This window comes from Citrobacter sp. FDAARGOS_156, from assembly GCF_001559235.2.
Lineage (GTDB): Bacteria > Pseudomonadota > Gammaproteobacteria > Enterobacterales > Enterobacteriaceae > Citrobacter > Citrobacter youngae.
On sequence record NZ_CP014030.2, the window covers coordinates 2,326,801 to 2,347,343 of the forward strand.

General features: G+C 49.4%; 24 protein-coding genes. 16 read left to right on the forward strand and 8 right to left on the reverse strand.

Going from position 1 to position 20,543, the window contains the following annotated elements:
• Positions 1 to 82 precede the first annotated feature (82 nt).
• Together spy and ves are read left to right on the forward strand one after the other, a co-directional pair.
• On the forward strand, positions 83 to 568 hold the full coding sequence (gene spy / locus AL515_RS11255) for an ATP-independent periplasmic protein-refolding chaperone Spy (protein ID WP_061067778.1): 486 nt from the start codon (positions 83 to 85) through the stop codon (positions 566 to 568).
• A gap of 352 nt (positions 569 to 920) precedes the next feature.
• Positions 921 to 1,496, forward strand: a complete 576-nt coding sequence (ves, locus tag AL515_RS11260; RefSeq protein ID WP_048211887.1) for an environmental stress-induced protein Ves — start codon at positions 921 to 923, stop codon at positions 1,494 to 1,496.
• Between the two features lie 57 nt (positions 1,497 to 1,553).
• Here the strand turns inward: ves and nadE are convergent, their stop codons facing one another.
• Positions 1,554 to 2,384, reverse strand: coding sequence for an ammonia-dependent NAD(+) synthetase (gene nadE / locus AL515_RS11265; RefSeq protein WP_048211886.1), 831 nt, complete (start codon positions 2,382 to 2,384; stop codon positions 1,554 to 1,556).
• A 210-nt stretch (positions 2,385 to 2,594) separates the two neighbouring features.
• Between nadE and osmE the strand changes: the two genes are divergently transcribed.
• From osmE to cedA, 8 genes are all read left to right on the forward strand, one after another.
• Positions 2,595 to 2,936 (forward strand): osmotically-inducible lipoprotein OsmE, encoded by a 342-nt coding sequence (osmE, locus tag AL515_RS11270; RefSeq protein ID WP_003030621.1) that lies wholly within the window; start codon positions 2,595 to 2,597, stop codon positions 2,934 to 2,936.
• Positions 2,937 to 3,234: 298 nt separating this feature from the next.
• Entirely contained in the window at positions 3,235 to 3,555 is a 321-nt protein-coding gene (gene chbB, locus AL515_RS11280) for a PTS N,N'-diacetylchitobiose transporter subunit IIB (RefSeq protein WP_003832547.1), read from the forward strand.
• Between the two features lie 82 nt (positions 3,556 to 3,637).
• Positions 3,638 to 4,996, forward strand: a complete 1,359-nt coding sequence (chbC, locus tag AL515_RS11285; RefSeq protein ID WP_040233680.1) for a PTS N,N'-diacetylchitobiose transporter subunit IIC — start codon at positions 3,638 to 3,640, stop codon at positions 4,994 to 4,996.
• Positions 4,997 to 5,050: 54 nt separating this feature from the next.
• Positions 5,051 to 5,398: a PTS N,N'-diacetylchitobiose transporter subunit IIA gene (chbA, locus tag AL515_RS11290; RefSeq protein WP_061067779.1), complete on the forward strand. Its 348-nt coding sequence runs from the start codon at positions 5,051 to 5,053 to the stop codon at positions 5,396 to 5,398.
• Positions 5,399 to 5,411: 13 nt separating this feature from the next.
• Complete coding sequence (gene chbR, locus AL515_RS11295; RefSeq protein ID WP_005120798.1) at positions 5,412 to 6,251, forward strand: transcriptional regulator ChbR; 840 nt, start codon at positions 5,412 to 5,414, stop codon at positions 6,249 to 6,251.
• A 123-nt stretch (positions 6,252 to 6,374) separates the two neighbouring features.
• Positions 6,375 to 7,730: a 6-phospho-beta-glucosidase gene (locus tag AL515_RS11300; RefSeq protein ID WP_048211884.1), complete on the forward strand. Its 1,356-nt coding sequence runs from the start codon at positions 6,375 to 6,377 to the stop codon at positions 7,728 to 7,730.
• A 12-nt stretch (positions 7,731 to 7,742) separates the two neighbouring features.
• Positions 7,743 to 8,501: a chitin disaccharide deacetylase gene (gene chbG, locus AL515_RS11305; RefSeq protein WP_061067780.1), complete on the forward strand. Its 759-nt coding sequence runs from the start codon at positions 7,743 to 7,745 to the stop codon at positions 8,499 to 8,501.
• 190 nt (positions 8,502 to 8,691) lie between these two features.
• Positions 8,692 to 8,934, forward strand: a complete 243-nt coding sequence (gene cedA / locus AL515_RS11310) for a cell division activator CedA (protein ID WP_231591575.1) — start codon at positions 8,692 to 8,694, stop codon at positions 8,932 to 8,934.
• A gap of 65 nt (positions 8,935 to 8,999) precedes the next feature.
• Here cedA and tcyP read toward each other — a convergent pair whose 3' ends face one another.
• The 4 genes from tcyP to hxpB form a co-directional block, all read right to left on the reverse strand.
• Positions 9,000 to 10,391: a cystine/sulfocysteine:cation symporter gene (tcyP, locus tag AL515_RS11315; RefSeq protein WP_061067781.1), complete on the reverse strand. Its 1,392-nt coding sequence runs from the start codon at positions 10,389 to 10,391 to the stop codon at positions 9,000 to 9,002.
• 135 nt (positions 10,392 to 10,526) lie between these two features.
• Complete coding sequence (locus AL515_RS11320; protein ID WP_086523651.1) at positions 10,527 to 11,126, reverse strand: metal-dependent hydrolase; 600 nt, start codon at positions 11,124 to 11,126, stop codon at positions 10,527 to 10,529.
• 83 nt (positions 11,127 to 11,209) lie between these two features.
• Complete coding sequence (gene kduD, locus AL515_RS11325; protein ID WP_061067782.1) at positions 11,210 to 11,971, reverse strand: 2-dehydro-3-deoxy-D-gluconate 5-dehydrogenase KduD; 762 nt, start codon at positions 11,969 to 11,971, stop codon at positions 11,210 to 11,212.
• 147 nt (positions 11,972 to 12,118) lie between these two features.
• Positions 12,119 to 12,787, reverse strand: coding sequence for a hexitol phosphatase HxpB (gene hxpB / locus AL515_RS11330; RefSeq protein ID WP_061067783.1), 669 nt, complete (start codon positions 12,785 to 12,787; stop codon positions 12,119 to 12,121).
• 167 nt (positions 12,788 to 12,954) lie between these two features.
• Here hxpB and AL515_RS11335 point away from each other — a divergent pair, with 167 nt between their 5' ends.
• On the forward strand, positions 12,955 to 13,491 hold the full coding sequence (locus AL515_RS11335) for a YniB family protein (protein WP_061067784.1): 537 nt from the start codon (positions 12,955 to 12,957) through the stop codon (positions 13,489 to 13,491).
• Between the two features lie 75 nt (positions 13,492 to 13,566).
• Here the strand turns inward: AL515_RS11335 and AL515_RS11340 are convergent, their stop codons facing one another.
• Both AL515_RS11340 and pfkB read right to left on the reverse strand, forming a co-directional pair.
• Positions 13,567 to 14,427 (reverse strand): fructosamine kinase family protein, encoded by an 861-nt coding sequence (locus tag AL515_RS11340; protein WP_061067785.1) that lies wholly within the window; start codon positions 14,425 to 14,427, stop codon positions 13,567 to 13,569.
• Between the two features lie 269 nt (positions 14,428 to 14,696).
• Positions 14,697 to 15,626 carry a 6-phosphofructokinase II gene (pfkB, locus tag AL515_RS11345; protein ID WP_061067786.1) on the reverse strand — a complete coding sequence of 310 codons (930 nt, stop codon included), beginning with the start codon at positions 15,624 to 15,626 and terminating at the stop codon, positions 14,697 to 14,699.
• 287 nt (positions 15,627 to 15,913) lie between these two features.
• On the opposite strand from pfkB, the gene AL515_RS11350 reads away from it, so the two are divergent.
• On the forward strand, positions 15,914 to 16,672 hold the full coding sequence (locus AL515_RS11350; protein WP_048211874.1) for a DUF481 domain-containing protein: 759 nt from the start codon (positions 15,914 to 15,916) through the stop codon (positions 16,670 to 16,672).
• 165 nt (positions 16,673 to 16,837) lie between these two features.
• On the opposite strand, the gene yniD is transcribed toward AL515_RS11350, so the two are convergent.
• Positions 16,838 to 16,945: a small membrane protein YniD gene (gene yniD, locus AL515_RS11355; protein ID WP_003030590.1), complete on the reverse strand. Its 108-nt coding sequence runs from the start codon at positions 16,943 to 16,945 to the stop codon at positions 16,838 to 16,840.
• Positions 16,946 to 17,248: 303 nt separating this feature from the next.
• Between yniD and thrS the strand changes: the two genes are divergently transcribed.
• From thrS to rplT, 4 genes are all read left to right on the forward strand, one after another.
• Positions 17,249 to 19,177 carry a threonine--tRNA ligase gene (gene thrS / locus AL515_RS11360; protein WP_040233697.1) on the forward strand — a complete coding sequence of 643 codons (1,929 nt, stop codon included), beginning with the start codon at positions 17,249 to 17,251 and terminating at the stop codon, positions 19,175 to 19,177.
• 3 nt (positions 19,178 to 19,180) lie between these two features.
• Entirely contained in the window at positions 19,181 to 19,723 is a 543-nt protein-coding gene (gene infC / locus AL515_RS11365; RefSeq protein WP_048997935.1) for a translation initiation factor IF-3, read from the forward strand.
• 96 nt (positions 19,724 to 19,819) lie between these two features.
• Positions 19,820 to 20,017 carry a 50S ribosomal protein L35 gene (gene rpmI, locus AL515_RS11370; RefSeq protein ID WP_003030583.1) on the forward strand — a complete coding sequence of 66 codons (198 nt, stop codon included), beginning with the start codon at positions 19,820 to 19,822 and terminating at the stop codon, positions 20,015 to 20,017.
• A 55-nt stretch (positions 20,018 to 20,072) separates the two neighbouring features.
• Positions 20,073 to 20,429 (forward strand): 50S ribosomal protein L20, encoded by a 357-nt coding sequence (gene rplT / locus AL515_RS11375; RefSeq protein WP_003030578.1) that lies wholly within the window; start codon positions 20,073 to 20,075, stop codon positions 20,427 to 20,429.
• Positions 20,430 to 20,543 lie beyond the last annotated feature (114 nt).

The window sequence follows — 20,543 nt, forward strand, 5'->3', positions numbered from 1 at the left end:
AGTTAATCCCGTCAACACGACATCACATTGCATAAGCTTCGCATGAATGTCGTAAGAATAACTGAAAGGAAGGATAGAAATTATGCGTAAATTGACTGCTCTGTTTGTTGCCTCTACCCTGGCGCTGGGCGCTGCAAACCTGGCTCATGCCGCTGACGCTACCACAGCAGCTCCGGCAGATGCCAAACCGATGATGCACCACAACGGTAAATTCGCCCCGCATCACGACATGATGTTTAAAGACCTGAACCTGACCGATGCACAGAAACAGCAGATCCGCGACATCATGAAAGGTCAGCGCGATCAGATGAAACGTCCTCCGCTGGAAGAACGCCGTGCAATGCACTATATCATCGCCAGCGATAGCTTCGATAAAGCGAAAGCTGAAGCGCAGATTGCGAAGATGGAAGAGCAGCGCAAAGCTAACATGCTGGCGCATATGGAAACGCAGAACAAAATTTACAACATTCTGACCCCGGAACAGAAAAAACAGTTTAATGCCAATTTTGAGAAGCGTCTGACAGAACGAGCAGCGCAGAAAGGTAAAATGCCACAAGCTGCCGAATAATCGGTAGGCGTCTATACTCAATCATTCATGCTGTGTCGGAGCAGATTGCCCCGGACAGCGTGAAAAAAAACTCAAGACCGCCGGCCTTGTCCACAACACGTTTAACGATGTGGGCAGGATCGGCGGTTTTTTCTTTCCTACCTATTGCACAGCGCTTGGGACAGGTTATGCTCCTGAGGCCCGCGAAAATGCTACCTGGATCAGCGCGTTAAACTTTTTTGCAAAACGCCATGGTCATCGCTAAGGCAAATCAACTCTGCTGCCGATAACAACGAGCAGGGTGAATGATAACAATGATGATTTGGCTGCCTGATGACGGCATGTCGGCGCACAGTGCCTTTCTGGAGGGATGATGGAGTACTTTGATATCCGCAAAATGCCGGTTAATCTCTGGCGTAATGGTGCGGGAGAAACGCGTGAAATATGTTGTTTTCCGCCAGCAACGCGCGACTTTCACTGGCGGGCGAGTATTGCCTCCATTGCTGCGAACGGCGAATTTTCACTCTTTCCCGGAGTTGAGCGCGTTATTACACTGCTCGAAGGGGGAGAAGTCACATTGGAAGGTGCTAACACGTTACCGCATACGCTAAAACAGCATCAGCCTTTTACGTTCGCCGGTGACCGCGTGGTAAAAGCGAAGCTGACGGAAGGACAGATGTCGATGGATTTTAATATCATGACCCGTCGGGATGTTTGCCAGGCTAAAGTTCGTGTGGCTGACCGGACGTTTACGACCTTTGGTTCGCGTGGCGGCGTGGTATTTGTTATTAGCGGAGCCTGGCAACTGGGGGATAAGTTGCTGACGGCTGACCAGGGGGCGTGCTGGCATGACGGTAAGCATACGTTGCGACTGTTGGAGCGCGAGGGGAAGTTGTTGTTTAGTGAGATTAACTGGAAGCCAGGTTTTTCGCCTGATTCGGTGCAATGACGTCGTTTGGGCCGGATAAACCATTTTGTGGTTATCCGGCACGGGTAAATCAGCGAATTACGATTTTTTCCAGAAGTCGTCAAACACCGTAATCGGTGGGCGACGTTTGTGTTCTGTTTTCACGTACCAGCCTTCAATTTTCTTCGCAACGTCGGCATTCAACGTTTTTCCTTCCAGATAATCGTCAATGTTGTCGTAGGTAACGCCTAATGCTGCTTCATCTGGCAGAGAGGGACGATCGTCTTCGAGGTCGGCGGTTGGCGCTTTCTTGTATAAATGCTCAGGGCAACCCAATGTCGCAAGAAGCTGCTTACCCTGACGCTTGTTGAGGCGGAATATTGGGTTAATGTCAGTGCCGCCATCGCCATATTTGGTAAAGAATCCGGTAATGGCCTCTGCGGCGTGATCGGTACCCACGACAACACCGCTGGTCATTCCGGCGATACTGTATTGTGCCTTCATACGCTCGCGGGCTTTTTCATTGCCGCGCACAAAATCACTCAGTTCAATACCTGCTTCGCGCAATGCCTGCTCGCTGGCCAATACCGCGCCTTTGATGTTGACGGTGAGTACACGGTCAGGTTGTATAAACGCTATCGCGTCCTGACAGTCCTGTTCATCGGCCTGCACACCATAAGGCAGTCGCACGGCAATAAACTGCAAAGCATCGTTACCCGTTTCTTCACGTAACTCGGAAATCGCCATTTGGCATAACTTTCCGGCCAGGGTTGAGTCCTGTCCGCCGCTAATCCCTAACACCAGCGATTTAAGGAAAGGGTAGGTTTTGAGGTACGATTTCAGAAAATCCACGCTGCGGCGAATTTCCTCTTCTGCATTAATATGTGGTTTGGCGCCAAGTGCCCGGATTATCTCTTGCTGCAGAGTCATTTAACCCCCTATGGAAAATAAAATGATCAAAAATAACGATGTGTTAAAGCTAACGCGTTGACGTCCAAACGACAAGGGATGCAGCCGGATATAACATCATTTTGTTTTGATAGAATTTTCTGAAATGACCCGAGTATCAACTGACAGCTTGAAAAATGCGTTGTTGTGCTCCAGGCTTATATAACACGCTGAAAAACAAGAGGACGGAATATGAACAAGAATCTAACAGGAATTCTGAGTGCAGCGGCGGTATTGACTATGCTGGCAGGCTGTACGGCTTACGATCGTACCAAAGACCAATTTGTGCAGCCCGTGGTGAAAGATGTGAAGAAAGGGATGAGCCGGGCGCAAGTGGCGCAGATTGCCGGTAAACCTTCTTCTGAAGTCAGCATGATCCATGCGCGTGGTACATGTCAGACCTACATCCTGGGTCAACGAGATGGTAAAGCAGAGACCTATTTTGTTGCATTAGATGATACTGGGCACGTGATTAATTCCGGCTACCAGACCTGTGCGGAGTACGACACCGACCCGCAGGCAGCGAAGAAGTAACAACTGTTTATTGCCTGAGCACTCTGACGAACCGGCCGCTGTGCCGGTTTTTTTGTGTCACGCGATCTTATTTATTGTCGCGAATTATTTGCCCGAAGTGTGAGGGGTGTCATAACCGCAGGTCAAGGAGAGACAATTTAGTTGGTCAATGAAATACCATCCGCGGGTGCAATCCCGTATACTCATTTCAGCCACCTAAAAAAGTAATTTAGCTGACGCAAGTTACCCAGAGCATGGATGCAGGTTATGGCTTGCGGAGTGTCTGGTACACAGATAATCGCACATGAGGATCGTTTTAATGGAAAAGAAACACATTTATCTGTTTTGTTCTGCGGGCATGTCGACTTCTTTGTTGGTCTCGAAGATGCGTGCTCAGGCTGAAAAATACGAAGTGCCGGTTATCATTGAAGCGTTTCCCGAAACGCTGGCCGGAGAAAAAGGCCCAGTAGCCGATGTTGTGTTATTAGGTCCACAGATTGCTTATATGTTGCCCGAAATTCAGCGTTTGTTACCCAACAAACCTGTAGAAGTGATTGACTCGCTGTTGTATGGCAAAGTCGATGGTTTAGGCGTGCTTAAGGCTGCAGTTGCAGCAATTAAAAAAGCCGCAGCAAATTAATTATTTTAAATTTTCCCGTCAAAGAGTTATTTCATTAACATTCACCGCAATTGTTAATTGCGGTATTTAAGGGTATTTTTCTATGAGTAACGCTATTGCTTCACTTGAAAAGGTACTCCTTCCTTTTGCTGTAAAAATTGGAAAGCAGCCACACGTTAATGCAATCAAAAACGGTTTTATTCGTTTAATGCCGTTAACCCTCGCAGGGGCTATGTTTGTATTAATCAATAACGTTTTCCTGAGCTTTGGGGAGGGGTCGTTTTTTTATTCCATGGGCATTCGACTTGATGCTTCAACTATTGAAACACTAAATAGTTTAAAAGGCATCGGTGGGAACGTCTATAACGGTACGCTGGGTATTATGTCATTGATGGCGCCATTCTTTATCGGTATGGCGTTGGCGGAAGAACGCAAGGTCGATGCGCTGGCTGCTGGTTTATTATCTGTCGCCGCATTTATGACAGTCACACCTTACAGTGTGGGTGAAGCCTATGCCGTGGGTGCTAACTGGCTGGGCGGTGCGAACATTATTTCCGGTATTATTATCGGCCTGGTGGTCGCGGAAATGTTCACCTTCGTCGTGCATCGTAATTGGGTTATTAAATTACCTGATAGCGTTCCGGCTTCTGTTTCTCGCTCCTTCTCTGCACTGATTCCTGGCTTCATTATCCTCTCTATTATGGGGATCATCGCCTGGGCGTTGAACACCTGGGGAACGAACTTCCACCAGATCATCATGGATTCCATTTCAACTCCGCTGGCGTCACTGGGTAGTGTGGTGGGTTGGGCGTACGTGATTTTTGTTCCGCTGTTGTGGTTCTTTGGTATTCACGGTTCTTTGGCACTGACTGCACTGGACAGCGGTATCATGACCCCCTGGGCGCTGGAAAACATCTCTATCTACCAACAGTTTGGTTCCGTAGACGCGGCACTGGAAGCGGGTAAGACGTTCCACGTCTGGGCGAAGCCGATGCTGGACTCCTATATTTTCCTGGGAGGGAGTGGGGCAACGCTGGGTCTGATTATTGCTATCTTCCTGGCATCTCGTCGCGCTGATTATCGTCAGGTAGCAAAACTGGCACTGCCATCAGGTCTGTTCCAGATTAACGAACCCATTCTGTTCGGTCTGCCGATTATCATGAACCCGGTTATGTTTATTCCATTCATCCTGGTTCAGCCGATTCTGGCAGCGATTACCCTGGCCGCTTATTACACAGGCATTATTCCACCAATTACCAACATTGCACCGTGGACTATGCCAACCGGTTTGGGCGCATTCTTTAACACCAACGGTAGCGTCGCTGCTCTGCTGGTCGCGTTGTTTAACCTTGGCATCGCAACGCTGGTGTACCTGCCATTTGTGGTCGTCGCCAACAAAGCTCAGAACGTCATTGATAAAGAAGAAAGCGAAGAAGATATCGCTAACGCATTGAAATTCTAAATTTAATCCGGCATGGCTATGCGGCCATGCCGGACTGAACCAGAGGAAAAAAGTATGTTGGATATCGAGAACATCGTCGACACGCAGTCAGAAGCAGAAGAGCTTGAAGAAGTGGTGATGGGGCTCATCATCAACTCGGGTCAGGCGCGTAGCCTGGCGTATGGCGCGCTCAAAATGGCCAAACAGGGTGATTTTGAGTCAGCGAAGACCATGATGGAACAGTCTCGCATGGCGCTGAACGAAGCACACCTTGTCCAGACTAAACTGATTGAAGGCGATCAGGGTGAAGGTAAAATGAAAGTCAGCCTGGTGCTGGTCCATGCACAGGACCACCTGATGACGTCGATGCTGGCACGTGAACTGGTGGCAGAACTGATTGAGCTTCACGAGAAGCTGAAATAGCGAGGAGTGCAGAATGCAGCTACAGATTAACGCACCGGAAATCAAAACCGTCTATGAGCAGCAGCTTTTTAATGGCAAAAATTTTCATGTGTTCATCTATAACAAAACTGAGAGTATCAGTGGGCTGCATCAGCATGATTACTACGAATTTACCCTTGTATTAACTGGACGTTACTATCAGGAAATCAACGGTAAGCGTGTACTGCTTGAGCGCGGAGACTTTGTCTTTATCCCGTTGGGATCGCATCACCAAAGTTTCTATGATTTCGGCGCGACGCGAATTCTTAACGTTGGTATCAGTAAACGTTTTTTTGAACAGCACTACCACCCGTTGCTGCCATTTTGTTTTGTCGCATCGCAGGTGTATCGGGCGAACAGCTCGTTTCTTACCTACATCGAAACGGTTATAGCATCACTGAACTTTCGTGAAAGCGGACTGGATGAATTTGTAGAAGTGGTCACCTTCTATATTATTAATCGGTTACGCCATCATCGGGAAGAGCAGGTGCTGGATGATATTCCACAATGGCTTAAAACTACCGTGGAAAGCATGCATGACAAAAGGCAGTTCAGCGAAAATGCGCTGGAAAATATGGTACACCTGTCCGCAAAATCCCAGGAGTATCTGACCCGTGCAACCCAGCGTTATTACAGTAAAACGCCAATGCAGATTATTAATGAAATCCGCATTAATTTTGCTAAAAAACAGCTGGAAATGACTAACTATTCTGTAACTGATATTGCCTATGAGTCTGGTTACAGTAGTCCGAGCTTGTTTATTAAAACGTTTAAAAAGCTGACGTCGTTTACACCAAATAGCTATCGTAAGAAATTAACGGAATTTAATCAGTAAATTTTATTTACCAATAACCAATTTTTATAGCTTGCCCAAAATAGCGCCGGGACTGCCACGCTATACCTGACGAATGGGTTGAGCATAATACGTGTCAGTGTTTTTACACTGAAGGGAGAAATTATGAGCCAGAAATTAAAAGTCGTCACTATCGGTGGCGGGAGCAGCTACACCCCTGAATTACTTGAAGGCTTTATTAAGCGTTATCATGAATTACCGGTCTCTGAATTGTGGCTGGTGGATGTCGACGGTGGTAAAGAGAAGCTGGACATTATTTTTGACCTCTGCCAGCGCATGATTGATAAAGCTGGCGTCCCGATGAAAGTGTATAAAACGCTGGATCGCCGCGAAGCGCTGAAAGATGCTGATTTCGTTACTACCCAGTTGCGGGTTGGGCAACTGCAAGCCCGTGAAAAGGATGAACGCATTCCTCTGAGCCACGGGTATCTGGGGCAGGAAACCAACGGCGCTGGCGGGCTGTTCAAAGGCCTGCGTACCATTCCGGTTATCTTTGATATTGTGAAAGATGTGGAAGAACTGTGCCCGAATGCGTGGGTGATCAACTTCACTAACCCAGCCGGGATGGTGACTGAGGCGGTTTATCGCCATACGAATTTCAAGAAATTCATCGGGGTATGTAATATTCCGATCGGCATGAAAATGTTCATCAGCGACGTGCTGGCGCTGAAAGAGAGCGATGACTTATCCATCGATCTGTTTGGTCTGAACCATATGGTCTTCATTAAGGATGTTCTGGTCAACGGTGTGTCACGCTTTGATGAACTGCTGGACGGCGTTGCGTCGGGTCAGTTGAAAGCCTCTGGCGTGAAGAACATCTTCGATCTGCCGTTCAGTGAAGGGCTGATTCGTTCACTGAGGCTGCTGCCGTGCTCGTATTTGCTGTACTACTTCAAGCCAAAAGAGATGCTGGCGATTGAAATGGGCGAATATTACAAAGGTGGTGCACGCGCACAGGTGGTACAGAAAGTAGAAAAGCAACTGTTTGATCTGTATAAAAATCCTGAGTTGAATGTTAAGCCGAAAGAGCTGGAACAGCGTGGCGGGGCTTATTACTCTGATGCCGCGTGTGAAGTCATCAATGCTATCTACAACGACAAACAGACCGAACATTACGTCAACATTCCTCATCATGGCCATGTTGATAATATTCCTGCGGACTGGGCCGTTGAGATGACCTGCACGCTGGGGCGCAATGGTGCAACTCCGCACCCACGTATCACCCATTTCGATGAAAAGGTTCTGGGGCTTATCTATACCATTAAAGGTTTTGAAGTGGCGGCGAGCAACGCAGCACTGAGCGGCGAGTTGAATGATGTGCTGCTGGCGTTGAACCTGAGCCCGCTGGTGCATTCCGACACTGATGCTGAAATTCTTGCCCGTGAGCTGATTCTGGCGCATGAAAAATGGCTGCCAAATTTCGCCGGATGCATCGAGAAACTTAAAAGCGAACAACACTAACTGAGGTTGGCTATGGAACGCGTACTGATTGTGAATGCGGATGATTTTGGCCTGAGCAAAGGACAAAACTACGGCATTGTTGAAGCCTGTCGCAATGGCATTGTCACCTCAACCACGGCCCTGGTGAATGGCGAGGCGATAGAGCATGCGGTACAGCTTAGTCGCGATATACCGGAGCTTGCCGTTGGGATGCACTTTGTCCTGACGCTCGGCAAACCGTTAACGGCTATGCCGGGTCTGACGCGTGACGGTGTGTTAGGGAAATGGATCTGGCAGATGGCAGAGGAAGAAACGTTGCCGCTGGAAGAGATTTCTCGGGAGCTGGCTGCACAGTATCAGCGTTTTATTGACCTGTTCGGGCGGGAGCCGACGCATCTGGATAGTCATCACCACGTGCATATGTTCCCGCAGATTTTCCCGATTGTCGCCAGTTTTGCCGTGGAGAGAGGGGTTGCGTTGCGGATCGATCGGCAGACAGTGTTCCAGGCGTCCGATTTACCGGAAACGTTGCGTACCTCCCAGGGATTTAGCAGTGAGTTTTATGGCGACGCGATTTCTGAGGCCCTGTTTTTGCAGACGCTGGACGCGTCCGCAGACCGGGGAGAGTCCTCGCTGGAAGTGATGTGTCATCCGGCGTTTATCGATGACATCATTCGACAAAGTGCCTACTGTTACCCCCGCTTAACTGAGCTTGACGTACTGACGTCTTCGTCATTGAAATACGCTATTGCGGAGCGCGGTTATCGTCTTGGCAGTTTTCTGAACGTTTAATTCCTGAGTTGGCGGCGCGTCGGTGCGCCGCATTTTTTTGTCTGCGTCATTGATGTTTGCTGCAACTTATCTGTTCCCCCCATTATCGCCACCCACTTCACGAATTCACTGTTTTTGCACCGTCCAGGGGTAAAATCAGCTAAGATAGCGTTTTTCAGATTTTTAGAATTTGTCTTTAGTGAAGCAACTGATTATGAAACCTCTTCGCCAACAAAATCGTCCGGTCATCAGCTATGTTCCTCGCGTGGAGCCCGCTCCGCCAGAGCATGCGGTGAAAATGGATGCGTTTCGTGACGTATGGATACTGCGCGGAAAATATGTCGCTTTTGTCTTAATGGGGGAGGCGTTTCAGCGTTCGCCTGCATTTACGGTTCCGGAGTCGGCCCAGCGCTGGGCTAACCAGATTCGCCAGGAAAACGAACTGAGCGATTAATCGGATATAAAAAAACCGCCGGAGCATAACTCACTGGCGGTTTTTTGTTTTGCGCAGACAGGCTTTTAGCGATGCGCCAGTTCGGCGTGATCGTCGCTGTCCAGAATCGATTTATCGGTCTGTTTCAGCCATTGGCTGGTCAGCGTACCAGCGGTCATGGAACCGCTAACGTTCAATGCAGTACGCCCCATATCGATCAGCGGTTCAACTGAGATCAACAGAGCAACCAGTGTGACCGGCAGACCCATGGCAGGCAGTACGATCAGTGCCGCGAAGGTCGCGCCGCCGCCCACACCCGCAACGCCTGCGGAACTGACGGTCACGATACCCACCAGCGTGGCAATCCACATTGGGTCCAGCGGGTTAATGCCGACAGTTGGTGCCACCATCACGGCCAGCATCGCCGGATACAGACCCGCACAACCGTTTTGACCAATCGTTGCACCAAAAGAGGCGGCAAAGCTGGCGATGGACTCAGGGACGCCCAGACGGCGGGTTTGCGCTTCAACGTTCAGTGGAATAGAAGCGGCACTGGAACGGCTGGTGAAGGCGAAAGTCAGTACTGGCCAGACTTTGCGGAAGTATTTCAGTGGGCTAACGCCGTTAATACCCAGCAGGATGCCGTGTACGACGAACATAATGCCCAGGCCGAGATATGAGGCAACGACGAAGCTACCCAGCTTAATGATGTCCTGCAGGTTGGAACCGGCAACCACTTTGGTCATTAGCGCCAGAACACCGTACGGAGTCAGTTGCATCACCAGACGAACCAGCTTCATCACCCAGCTTTGCAGGGTATCGATAGCCGTTAATACGCGCTCGCCTTTTGGCGCATCATCTTTCAGCAGTTTAAGTGCCGCAACGCCCAGGAAGGCCGCGAAAATAACGACGCTGATAATCGACGTCGGGTTAGCACCGGTCAGATCGGCAAACGGGTTTTTCGGGATAAACGACAGTACCAGCTGCGGAACGCTGAGGTCAGCCACTTTGCCAACATAGTTGGCTTCAATAGCGTTCAGACGTGCAGTCTCGGCACCACCTTGCACCAGGCCTTCGGCGGTCAGGCCGAACAGGTTGGTTACCAGAACCCCGACCAGTGCGGCAATCAGCGTAGTAAACAGCAGCGTGCCGATGGTCAGGAAGCTGATTTTACCTAACTGAGAGGCGTTGTGCAGACGCGCAACGGCGCTGAGAATAGACGCAAATACCAGCGGCATGACAATCATCTGCAGCAACTGGACATAACCGTTGCCGACAATGTTGAACCACTGTACGGAATCTTTAAGAACCTGGCTGTCGGAGCCATAAATGGTATGCAGGGCGAGACCAAACACCACGCCCATGACCAGACCGACCAGTACTTTTTTGGCCAGACTCCACTGTTTGTGGCGGGCTTGCGCCAGCACGAACAGCAGTACTACGAACACGATAATGTTCGCGATTAATGGAAAGTTCATCCCCGTTCTCCTGATCTTATTATGCGTATCACCATGCAATGGTGATTCTGTTGGCGCAAGATTAGCAGAACTGTGACTTGCCTCTTATATTCAAATGGAATTGTTTATACCTAAAATGACATTTTGGCCGATTTATTAGTCAACCTGGTGCGTTATAAAACGATTAAACTGCATTTGCAGCGTATTAATCATCTGTGATGACCAGCGTACCGCGCTGTTCTCTTGTACGGTCTGCGGCATCCAGATAGCCCAGGCAAACAGCGCCATGCACAGGAACCGTTCCAGTTGGTTGCCTTTTTGCGGCACGAGGATGGGCAGACGAAAACGCCAGCGGCAGGGCCAAAGCAGGGGAACGCCTGCCGGAGTCAGCATGTCAGCCAGAATGTGACTGAGATAACCGAGAACCATACCTTGTAAGGCATCGGCCGGGATTATCCAGCTATCCGGAACTTTCAGATAAAACGTGGCCAGCAGGGCAAAGACGGCCAGCAGGCTGTGAGTAAACCCGCGATGGCCAAATGCCCGGGCAATAGGCTTTGATATCCACTTCAGCCGCTGCCCGAGCAGAGATTTCGGGTGATCGATATCGGGTAGCAGGCAGGTTAAAATGGCCGAAGGTACAATATGCCACCAATCACCCTGAGCAAGAACGGGCGTCAGCTCGGCATTTTTGGCAAATACCGCACAGGCAATAGAAAAAAGAAGATGGCCTTCCGCCGTCATGATAAAACCCAATGAACTGTCAATTCATACAGTATAGGGGTTTTATACAGTAGGCGGAAGAGGTGACGTTGTAACCCTTTGTCACAAGTGCACGATTAACGCGCCAACCAACCGCCGTCCACGGCAAGCGTGTAACCATTGATATAGTCAGAAGCCTGGCTGGCGAGAAAAACGACCGGGCCTTGCAAGTCATCCGGTGTTCCCCAGCGCCCTGCGGGAATGCGATCGACAATTTGCTGATTACGCGTACTGTCTTCGCGCAGCTGCTGCGTATTGTTTGTCGCCATATAACCGGGTGCGATGGCATTGACATTAATTCCTTTGGCCGCCCATTCATTAGCCAGTAAGCGGGTGATTCCAGGCACGCCACTTTTTGATGCGGTGTAGGAAGGAACGCGGATTCCGCCCTGAAAAGAGAGCATTGAGGCAATGTTAATGATTTTTCCGCCGTTGCCCTGAACCAGAAACTGGCGCGCCACTGCCTGTGACAGGAAAAAAACGGATTTGAGATTCAGATTCATCACGTCATCCCAGTCTTTTTCACTAAAATCCAGCGCATCCTGACGACGTATGGTTCCCGCATTGTTGACCAGAATATCGACCCGGCCAAACGTGGCCACAGTTTGGGTCACTATGCCAGACAGCGCCTCTTGTTGGCTGAGGTCGGCCTGAATGGCCATAAAACGCCGACCGAGGGCGTTAATTTTCTCTGCGGTTTCATGTGGTATTTTACGATTCACGCCGACTACATCGCAGCCCGCTTCAGCCAGCGCCACTGCCATACCCTGCCCAAGGCCGGTGTCACATCCAGTGACGATGGCTACTTTACCTTCGAGACGAAAAGCTTCCTGAATCATGTTTACCTCAACTATTTATGTCATTAACGCTTGCTCTATAGGGCAAGGATAGGAGAGGTTAAACAGAAACACAATTAAAAGTGAAACGATGTTTTAAAAATAAAAAATCTGAGAGGGCGGGCAATACGATCATTGCCCGTTACAGGATTAGCCGCGCAGATGAACGGCAGTGAGTTCGGTGAGTGAGGTTAATTTGACATCGGCAAGAACGAAGCGAGGATCGTCCTGATTCTCATGCGCTGGTACGACGATGGAACGCATACGGGCGGCTTTTGAAGCAATCATGCCATTTACCGAGTCTTCCAGCGCAACGCAGTTTATAGGGTCAATGCCCAGTTTCGCCGCACAATCGAGGTAAACCTGCGGGTGCGGTTTGCTGTAAGGCAGTTTTTCTGCAGAAGCCAGCGCGTCGAAGTCGTTGCGCAGATCAAACATGGTCAGCACTTTTTCCAGCATATGCAGCGGCGAAGCGGATGCCAGTCCTACTTTGATTCCCTGAGATTTGCACAACGCCACGGCTTCACGCACACCCGGCAGCAGCGGTTTTGTTTCTTCCACTAACGCAATGGCCCGGGTGATGATGCGCTCGGTGACCTCCTGACGTGAGGGACCGTTCCACGGTTGCTGCGCAAACCAAAGATCAACAACCATATCGATACGTAAACCAAGCGTGTCGGGAAGTTCATGGCGGCGGGTGATATCTACGCCTAAACTTGCAATCACATCCAGTTCGGCCTGATCCCAAAGCGGTTCTGAATCGACCAGTAATCCATCCATATCGAAAATTGCAGCAAGAATTTGACGCGGGGTTGGCATCACAACCTCTCCTTTAGGGTGATAACAGGGATTAAGAGCCCACCAGAACGAGCTCTAAGCGTTCATTATGGCTAATTTGGCAGTATACCGCCTTTAAAGATCAGGCGAAAACGGTTATCAACGGGTAAACTTAGGCCAAAATGACACGTCTTTATCAAGGGGAACTCATGACGTATCAACAAGCTGGACGCATTGCCGTCTTGAAAAGGCTGGCGGGATGGGTAATTTTCATTCCCGCGCTGATTTCAACACTGGTTTCTGTACTGAAGTTTATGTATGCGCACAGCGAAAAGCAGGAGGGGATTAATGCGGTAATGCTCGATTTTGCCCACGTGATGATCGACATGATGCGGGTGAATACGCCGTTTCTTAATCTGTTTTGGTATAACTCGCCGACACCGGATTTTCAGACCGGACTTAATCTTGTTTTTTGGTTGATTTTCATTCTGATATTCATCGGTCTGGCATTGCAGGACTCTGGCGCCAGAATGAGTCGTCAGGCGCGTTTTTTACGCGAGGGCGTTGAAGATCAGTTGATTCTGGAACAGGCAAAAGGCAGTGAAGGGTTATCGCGTGAGCAAATTGAGTCGCGTATTGTCGTGCCACATCATACGATTTTTTTACAAATCTTCCCGCTCTATATTTTGCCGGTGATCGTTATCGTGATCGGCTATTTCTTCTTTTCATTACTGGGATTTTTGTAAGTCCGATATTATCAGGCCTGGACTACGTGAAGCGTCAGGCCTGATAAGCAAAGCCGCTTTCGGGCTATTTATACGTTAAGCCGCCAGTAACCTTTCCATCGCTTTTTGCGCCACCACCAGGTGCTGTCCGCCAAACAGAATTGCCCGATTCAGCAACGTATACAACTGATAGATAGGCTGCCTGTCGAGAAAATCTAACGGTAGCGGCGAGACAGACTGGTAACCGTCATAAATCTGCGGCGGTTGATCGGTATGTAACGGCAACATTGCCAGATCGCACTCTCTGTCACCCCAGTAACAGGCGGGGTCAAAGATGTAGGGGCCATTCGGCCCGAGCGCACAGTTTGCCGACCACAAATCGCCGTGCAGGAGAGAAGGTTGTGGCTGATGGGAGGAGAGTCGTTGCTGAACATGATCGACAATGGCGTCAATATTGCCAAACGCAATGCCTTTTTCCGCCGCAAGTTCCAGTTGCCAGCCGATGCGTTGCTCGGCGAAGAAGGTTGACCAGCGACGCTGCCAGGCATTGGGTTGTGGCGTAGTGGAGAGTGCATTATCGAAGTCGAGGCCGAACTGTGGTTGATCGCTCCATTCATGCAAATGCGCAAGCTGTTGTCCGAGAATAAACGCGTTATGCGCATCAAGCGGGCGGGGAGGGAGGAAATCCATCACCAGAAAGCTGTAATCTCTGTCTGCGCCTACTGCCCAGACTTTCGGTACAGATACAGTTTGACTGCGGGAAAGTAGCTCCAGCTGATCGGCTTCTGCCATAAAGCCGGTTAACAGCTCTCTTACATCGCATTTGACGAAAAAATCTCTCCCCGCATAGCGTAAATGCCATGCGGCGTGAATCTCTCCGCCGGGCAGTTCATTACGGAGTTCGATTTCGCCTTCACCTAATTGCTCGCTTAAAAGACGACTGATAGCCTGCCACATGATGTCTCTCCCCATGTTGTCTGCCAGATCATAAGGTTAGCGCAAGAATGCGGTTAAAAAACACGAACTGACGCACACCACGGACGCGTCATCGCTGGAAAGGCACTTAATGTTTGTCGCTCTTCTTCACCCCGTACCGTTGTGGAGACGTCTGACTGCACATGATTCACTTCTTTGTAATCACGTGATTTTTTATCATAGTCGCATAACACCCATGCTGACAGTTTTACGCGAGAATCCCCTTTCTCTTCAAAAGAGGGACGGTGTCATTACTGAGTGAGATACGAATAAATTTTTTGCGTGTCGTCCAAAGAGCACAGGCGCGTACCCTGATTGAGCGTTGCTGCGCTACCTGCGGCGACGCCGTAACGGACAATATCCTCAAAAGGTGCATTCTCAGCCAGTTTAAGCGTCATGGCCCCGACCATGCTGTCGCCCGCGCCTACGGTGCTTTGACTTTTCACCGGCGGAGGGACGACCTGGACGCACGTTTCTTGATTGACGCCCAACGCCCCTTGTGGCCCAAGAGAGACCACAACGCGAAGCGCTTTCCCACTATGTACGATTTCCTGCGCGGCCTTGCGCACATCATCGGGTTGCGTGAGTTCGCGGTTTACCAGCGCACTCAGTTCTTTGAGGTTGGGTTTGACCAGTTCGATATTGCCGATGGCTAACGCCGCCGTCAGTGCTTCGCCTGAGCTGTCGACAATACAGCGGATCCCCTGTTTTTGTGCGGTAGTGATGAGCCGGGTCATTTTTTCTATTTGTACACCGGGCGGCAAACTGCCGCTAATGACCAGTATCGCACCCGATTCAATTTCCAGTACCTGATCCTGCAATTGGTAGAATTCGTCATCAGTCAGCGCTGCACCGGGCATGACAAAACGATACTGCTCGCCGCTGGATTCGACGTGGACATGGAGATTTTGTCGGGTCCAGTCTTTAGCCTCGATAGTCGAGACGGGAACATTTTCGTCGGCAAGTAAAGAAACTAAGTGCTCGCCGGTCGCACCACCGACCGGAAAGATGGCCGTTGCAGTTCCGCCAAGATGTGCAATGGCGCGGGCGACGTTGATGCCTCCGCCGCCAGGTTCAAAAACTGGTGAGGTACAGCGAAGTTTACCTTCGGGGTAGATTTGTGGAGTGGTTGTTGCGCTATCGAGAGAGGGCGCAAGTGTTAACGTATAGATACGTACCATCTTTACCTCCTGTTAGGCTGACCCCAGTCTGGCACTTAACGCCACGAAAGTGAAGTAATTAACAACATGATTTCTCGCAGCTTTATTTAAAATTCTCGTGCCAAAGATATATAAATAAAATAAAGGATTAGGAACGCTCTTATTCAAAAAATGAAATAAGAATTTATTGCTATGTTATTCGAGTCTTTTTATAATTTGTTACCTTTCAAGGGTCTTTTGTCATTGATCCACATGAAAGTTTCCGAGACCGTTATGGTCTCTTTTTTTGTTGTACGGACTCTTTATAAATGAAGCTTTTGAAGACAGTGCCCGCAGCAGTATTGCTGACGGGGTGCGTGTTTGCGTCAATGCATGCCGCCGCCGATGATTCCGTTTTTACTGTCATGGATGACCCTTCCAGCGCGAAAAAACCCTTTGAAGGTAACCTGAACGCGGGATATCTTGCCCAGTCAGGCAACACAAAAAGTTCTTCTTTAACCGCCGACACCACCATGACCTGGTATGGTCAATCTACGGCGTGGTCTCTGTGGGGAAATGCCAGCAACACCTCCTCAAATGATGAGCGTTCATCTGAGAAATATGCTGTAGGTGGTCGTAGTCGTTACAACATGACTGACTATGACTATCTCTTTGGCCAGGCCAGTTGGTTAACAGACCGTTATAACGGATACCGTGAGCGTGACGTGCTAACGGCCGGTTATGGTCGCCAGTTTCTTAATGGACCGGTACACAGTTTCCGCTTTGAATTCGGTCCTGGTGTACGTTATGACGAGCACACTGATGGCACCACTGAAACGCAACCGTTAGGTTATGCGTCCGGGGCTTATGCGTGGCAGATGACGGACAACACCAAGTTTACGCAGGGTGTGTCGGTATTTGGTGCAGATGATACAACGCTTAACTCTGAAACGGCCTTAAACGTTGCCATCAACGAACACTTTGGATTGAAGGTCGCGTACAACGTCACCTGGAACTCCGAACCGCCGGCAACCGCGCCGGAACATACCGATCGCCGCACGACGCTTTCGCTCGGCTATCGTATGTAATGACAAACCGGGCCAAATAATTGGCCCGGCTTTTATCTATTAACGTTAAGTTTATTTAAAAGTTAATCTGTGTTTTATTTTTAATGCTTATCGATAACTCGCTATTTTTCAGATGAATTCGATTTAATTGATAAATACAACGGAACCAGAAAAGCGGCCAGTATTTTAACCCCAGATCATTGCTGCCCAACGCAGCATCAGCATTGCCGCACAAATAACCAGCAGGATCACCACCATCTTCCAGTGTTTCTTCGCAAAGCGGTTTGTTGGCATTGTTTTTTCCTGCTCCGGTGAAATGACTTTCTACAAGTGTAACAAAGACGTCAGGGTGTCAGTGAATTGATTTACATCATAGAGTGCACGTTGATTGTTGCTTTGATCGCATCCTAATGCCGTGTACACTGTCAAACGGTGTTATCAAAAAACGGGCGTAGGTCCAGTGTTACCAGTCAGGTGACCTGTGACATATTTCGCAGAGTGAAGCGGGAATCAGCCCAGACCTTTTTGATAATTTTAAATATTGAATCTTTGTATGTGCTCTTACGTGTGGGGCACCACTGCAAATAAGGATATAACATGCCTGTTATTACTCTTCCTGATGGCAGCCAACGCCATTACGACCACGCTGTAAGCCCCATGGATGTTGCGCTGGACATCGGTCCAGGTCTGGCTAAAGCGACTATTGCTGGCCGTGTTAACGGTGAGCTGGTAGATGCTTCCGATCTGATTGAACATGATGCGAAACTCTCCATCATCACCGCGAAAGATGAAGAAGGTCTGGAGATCATTCGTCACTCTTGTGCGCACCTGTTAGGGCATGCGATCAAACAACTTTGGCCGAACACCAAAATGGCGATCGGACCGGTTGTTGACAACGGTTTTTACTACGATATCGATCTTGACCGTACGTTAACCCAGGAAGATGTCGACGCGCTCGAGAAGCGGATGCACGAGCTCGCTGAGAAAAACTACGATGTCATTAAGAAGAAAGTCAGCTGGTACGAAGCGCGCGAAACCTTCGTGAAGCGTGGCGAGACCTATAAAGTCTCTATTCTTGATGAAAACATCGCCCATGATGACAAGCCTGGCTTGTACCATCATGAAGAATATGTCGATATGTGCCGTGGCCCGCACGTGCCGAACATGCGTTTCTGCCATCACTTCAAACTGATGAAGACCGCAGGGGCATACTGGCGTGGCGACAGCAATAACAAGATGCTGCAGCGTATTTATGGTACTGCATGGGCCGATAAAAAAGCCCTGAATGCCTACCTGCAACGCCTGGAAGAAGCGGCCAAGCGAGACCACCGCAAAATTGGTAAGCAGCTTGACCTGTATCATATGCAGGAAGAAGCACCGGGTATGGTGTTCTGGCATAACGATGGCTGGACTATCTTCCGCGAGTTGGAAGTTTTTGTTCGCTCGAAACTGAAAGAATATCAGTACCAGGAAGTTAAAGGTCCGTTCATGATGGACCGTGTGCTGTGGGAAAAAACAGGTCACTGGGACAACTACAAAGATGCAATGTTCACGACCTCGTCTGAGAACCGTGAGTACTGCATTAAACCTATGAACTGCCCGGGCCACGTGCAGATCTTTAACCAGGGTCTGAAATCCTATCGCGATTTGCCGTTGCGTATGGCTGAATTTGGTAGCTGTCACCGTAACGAGCCGTCAGGTGCGCTGCACGGTCTGATGCGTGTACGTGGCTTTACCCAGGATGATGCACATATCTTCTGTACTGAAGAGCAGATTCGCGATGAAGTTAACGCCTGCATTCGTATGGTCTACGATATGTACAGCACCTTTGGCTTCGAGAAAATCGTCGTCAAACTGTCCACTCGCCCCGAAAAACGTATCGGTAGCGATGAAATGTGGGACCGTGCTGAAGCTGACCTGGCCGTTGCGCTGGAAGAAAACAACATCCCGTTTGAGTTCCAACTGGGTGAGGGTGCATTCTACGGTCCGAAAATTGAATTTACCCTGTATGACTGCCTCGATCGTGCATGGCAGTGCGGTACTGTACAGCTGGACTTCTCTCTGCCGTCCCGTTTAAGCGCCTCTTATGTTGGCGAAAACAACGAACGTCAGGTGCCGGTTATGATTCACCGCGCAATTCTTGGGTCGATGGAACGTTTCATTGGTATCCTGACCGAAGAGTTCGCTGGCTTCTTCCCGACCTGGCTTGCGCCGGTTCAGGTTGTGGTCATGAACATCACCGATTCTCAGTCTGAATACGTCAACGAATTAACGCAGAAACTACAAAATGCGGGTATTCGTGTAAAAGCAGACTTGAGAAATGAGAAGATAGGCTTTAAAATCCGCGAGCACACTTTACGTCGTGTCCCTTACATGTTGGTCTGTGGCGACAAAGAGGTAGAAGCAGGCAAAGTTGCCGTGCGCACCCGTCGTGGCAAAGACTTGGGCAGCCTGGACGTAAATGAAGTGATTGAGAAGCTGCAACAAGAGATTCGCAGCCGCAGTCTTCAACAACTGGAGGAATAAGGTATTAAAGGCGGAAAACGAGTTCAAACGGCACGTCCGAATCGTATCAATGGCGAGATTCGCGCCCTGGAAGTTCGCTTAACAGGTCTGGAAGGCGAAGCTTTGGGTATTGTGAGTCTGAGAGAAGCGATCGAAAAGGCTGAAGAAGCTGGAGTAGATTTAGTTGAAATCAGCCCTAACGCCGAACCGCCAGTTTGTCGTATTATGGACTACGGCAAGTTCCTTTATGAAAAGAGTAAGTCTTCTAAGGAACAGAAGAAAAAGCAAAAAGTTATCCAGGTTAAGGAAATTAAATTCCGTCCTGGCACCGACGATGGCGATTACCAGGTAAAACTCCGCAGCCTGGTACGCTTTCTGGAAGATGGCGATAAGGCTAAGATCACGCTGCGTTTTCGCGGTCGTGAGATGGCCCACCAACAGATCGGTATGGAAGTGCTCAACCGCGTCCGTGACGATCTGAGTGAACTGGCAGTAGTCGAATCCTTCCCTACGAAGATCGAAGGCCGCCAGATGATCATGGTGCTCGCTCCTAAGAAGAAACAGTAAGGCCTTCAAGTAGCAATGTCTGTGGAGCCTACGGGTTCCACAGCCGTTGTTCGCCTACGTTTCGTTTATTAACAATGCGAAGTGGAAGTTATTAAAATGCCAAAAATTAAGACCGTACGCGGTGCTGCTAAGCGTTTCAAAAAAACCGGTGGTGGTGGATTTAAGCGTAAGCACGCAAACCTGCGTCATATTCTGACCAAAAAATCTACTAAGCGTAAACGTCACCTGCGTCCAAAAGGCCTCGTGTCTAAAGGCGATCTGGGTCTGGTTATCGCGTGCCTGCCGTACGCATAAGCCGTTAACGTTTAATTCATTTTTTTACTAAGAATATAGAGACAGGAGAGCACATATGGCTCGCGTAAAACGTGGTGTAGTTGCCCGTGCACGTCACAAGAAAATTTTGAAACAAGCTAAAGGCTACTACGGTGCGCGTTCTCGCGTATACCGCGTTGCCTTCCAGGCTGTTATCAAAGCTGGTCAGTACGCTTATCGTGACCGTCGTCAGAAAAAGCGTCAGTTCCGTCAACTGTGGATTGCGCGTATCAACGCAGCAGCACGTCAGAACGGTATTTCTTACAGCAAATTCATCAACGGCCTGAAAAAAGCCTCTGTTGAAATCGACCGTAAGATCCTGGCTGACATCGCAGTATTCGACAAAGTAGCGTTCACCGCTCTGGTCGAAAAAGCGAAAGCAGCTCTGGCATAAGCCGGTGAAAAGAGGGAGCCTGGCTCCCTCTCTTTTATTTGCAGTACAATCAATTAGTTGACAATTTATCCGTAAGCCTTTTCAATAAAGGTTGTCCGGTTTTTACCACACAAG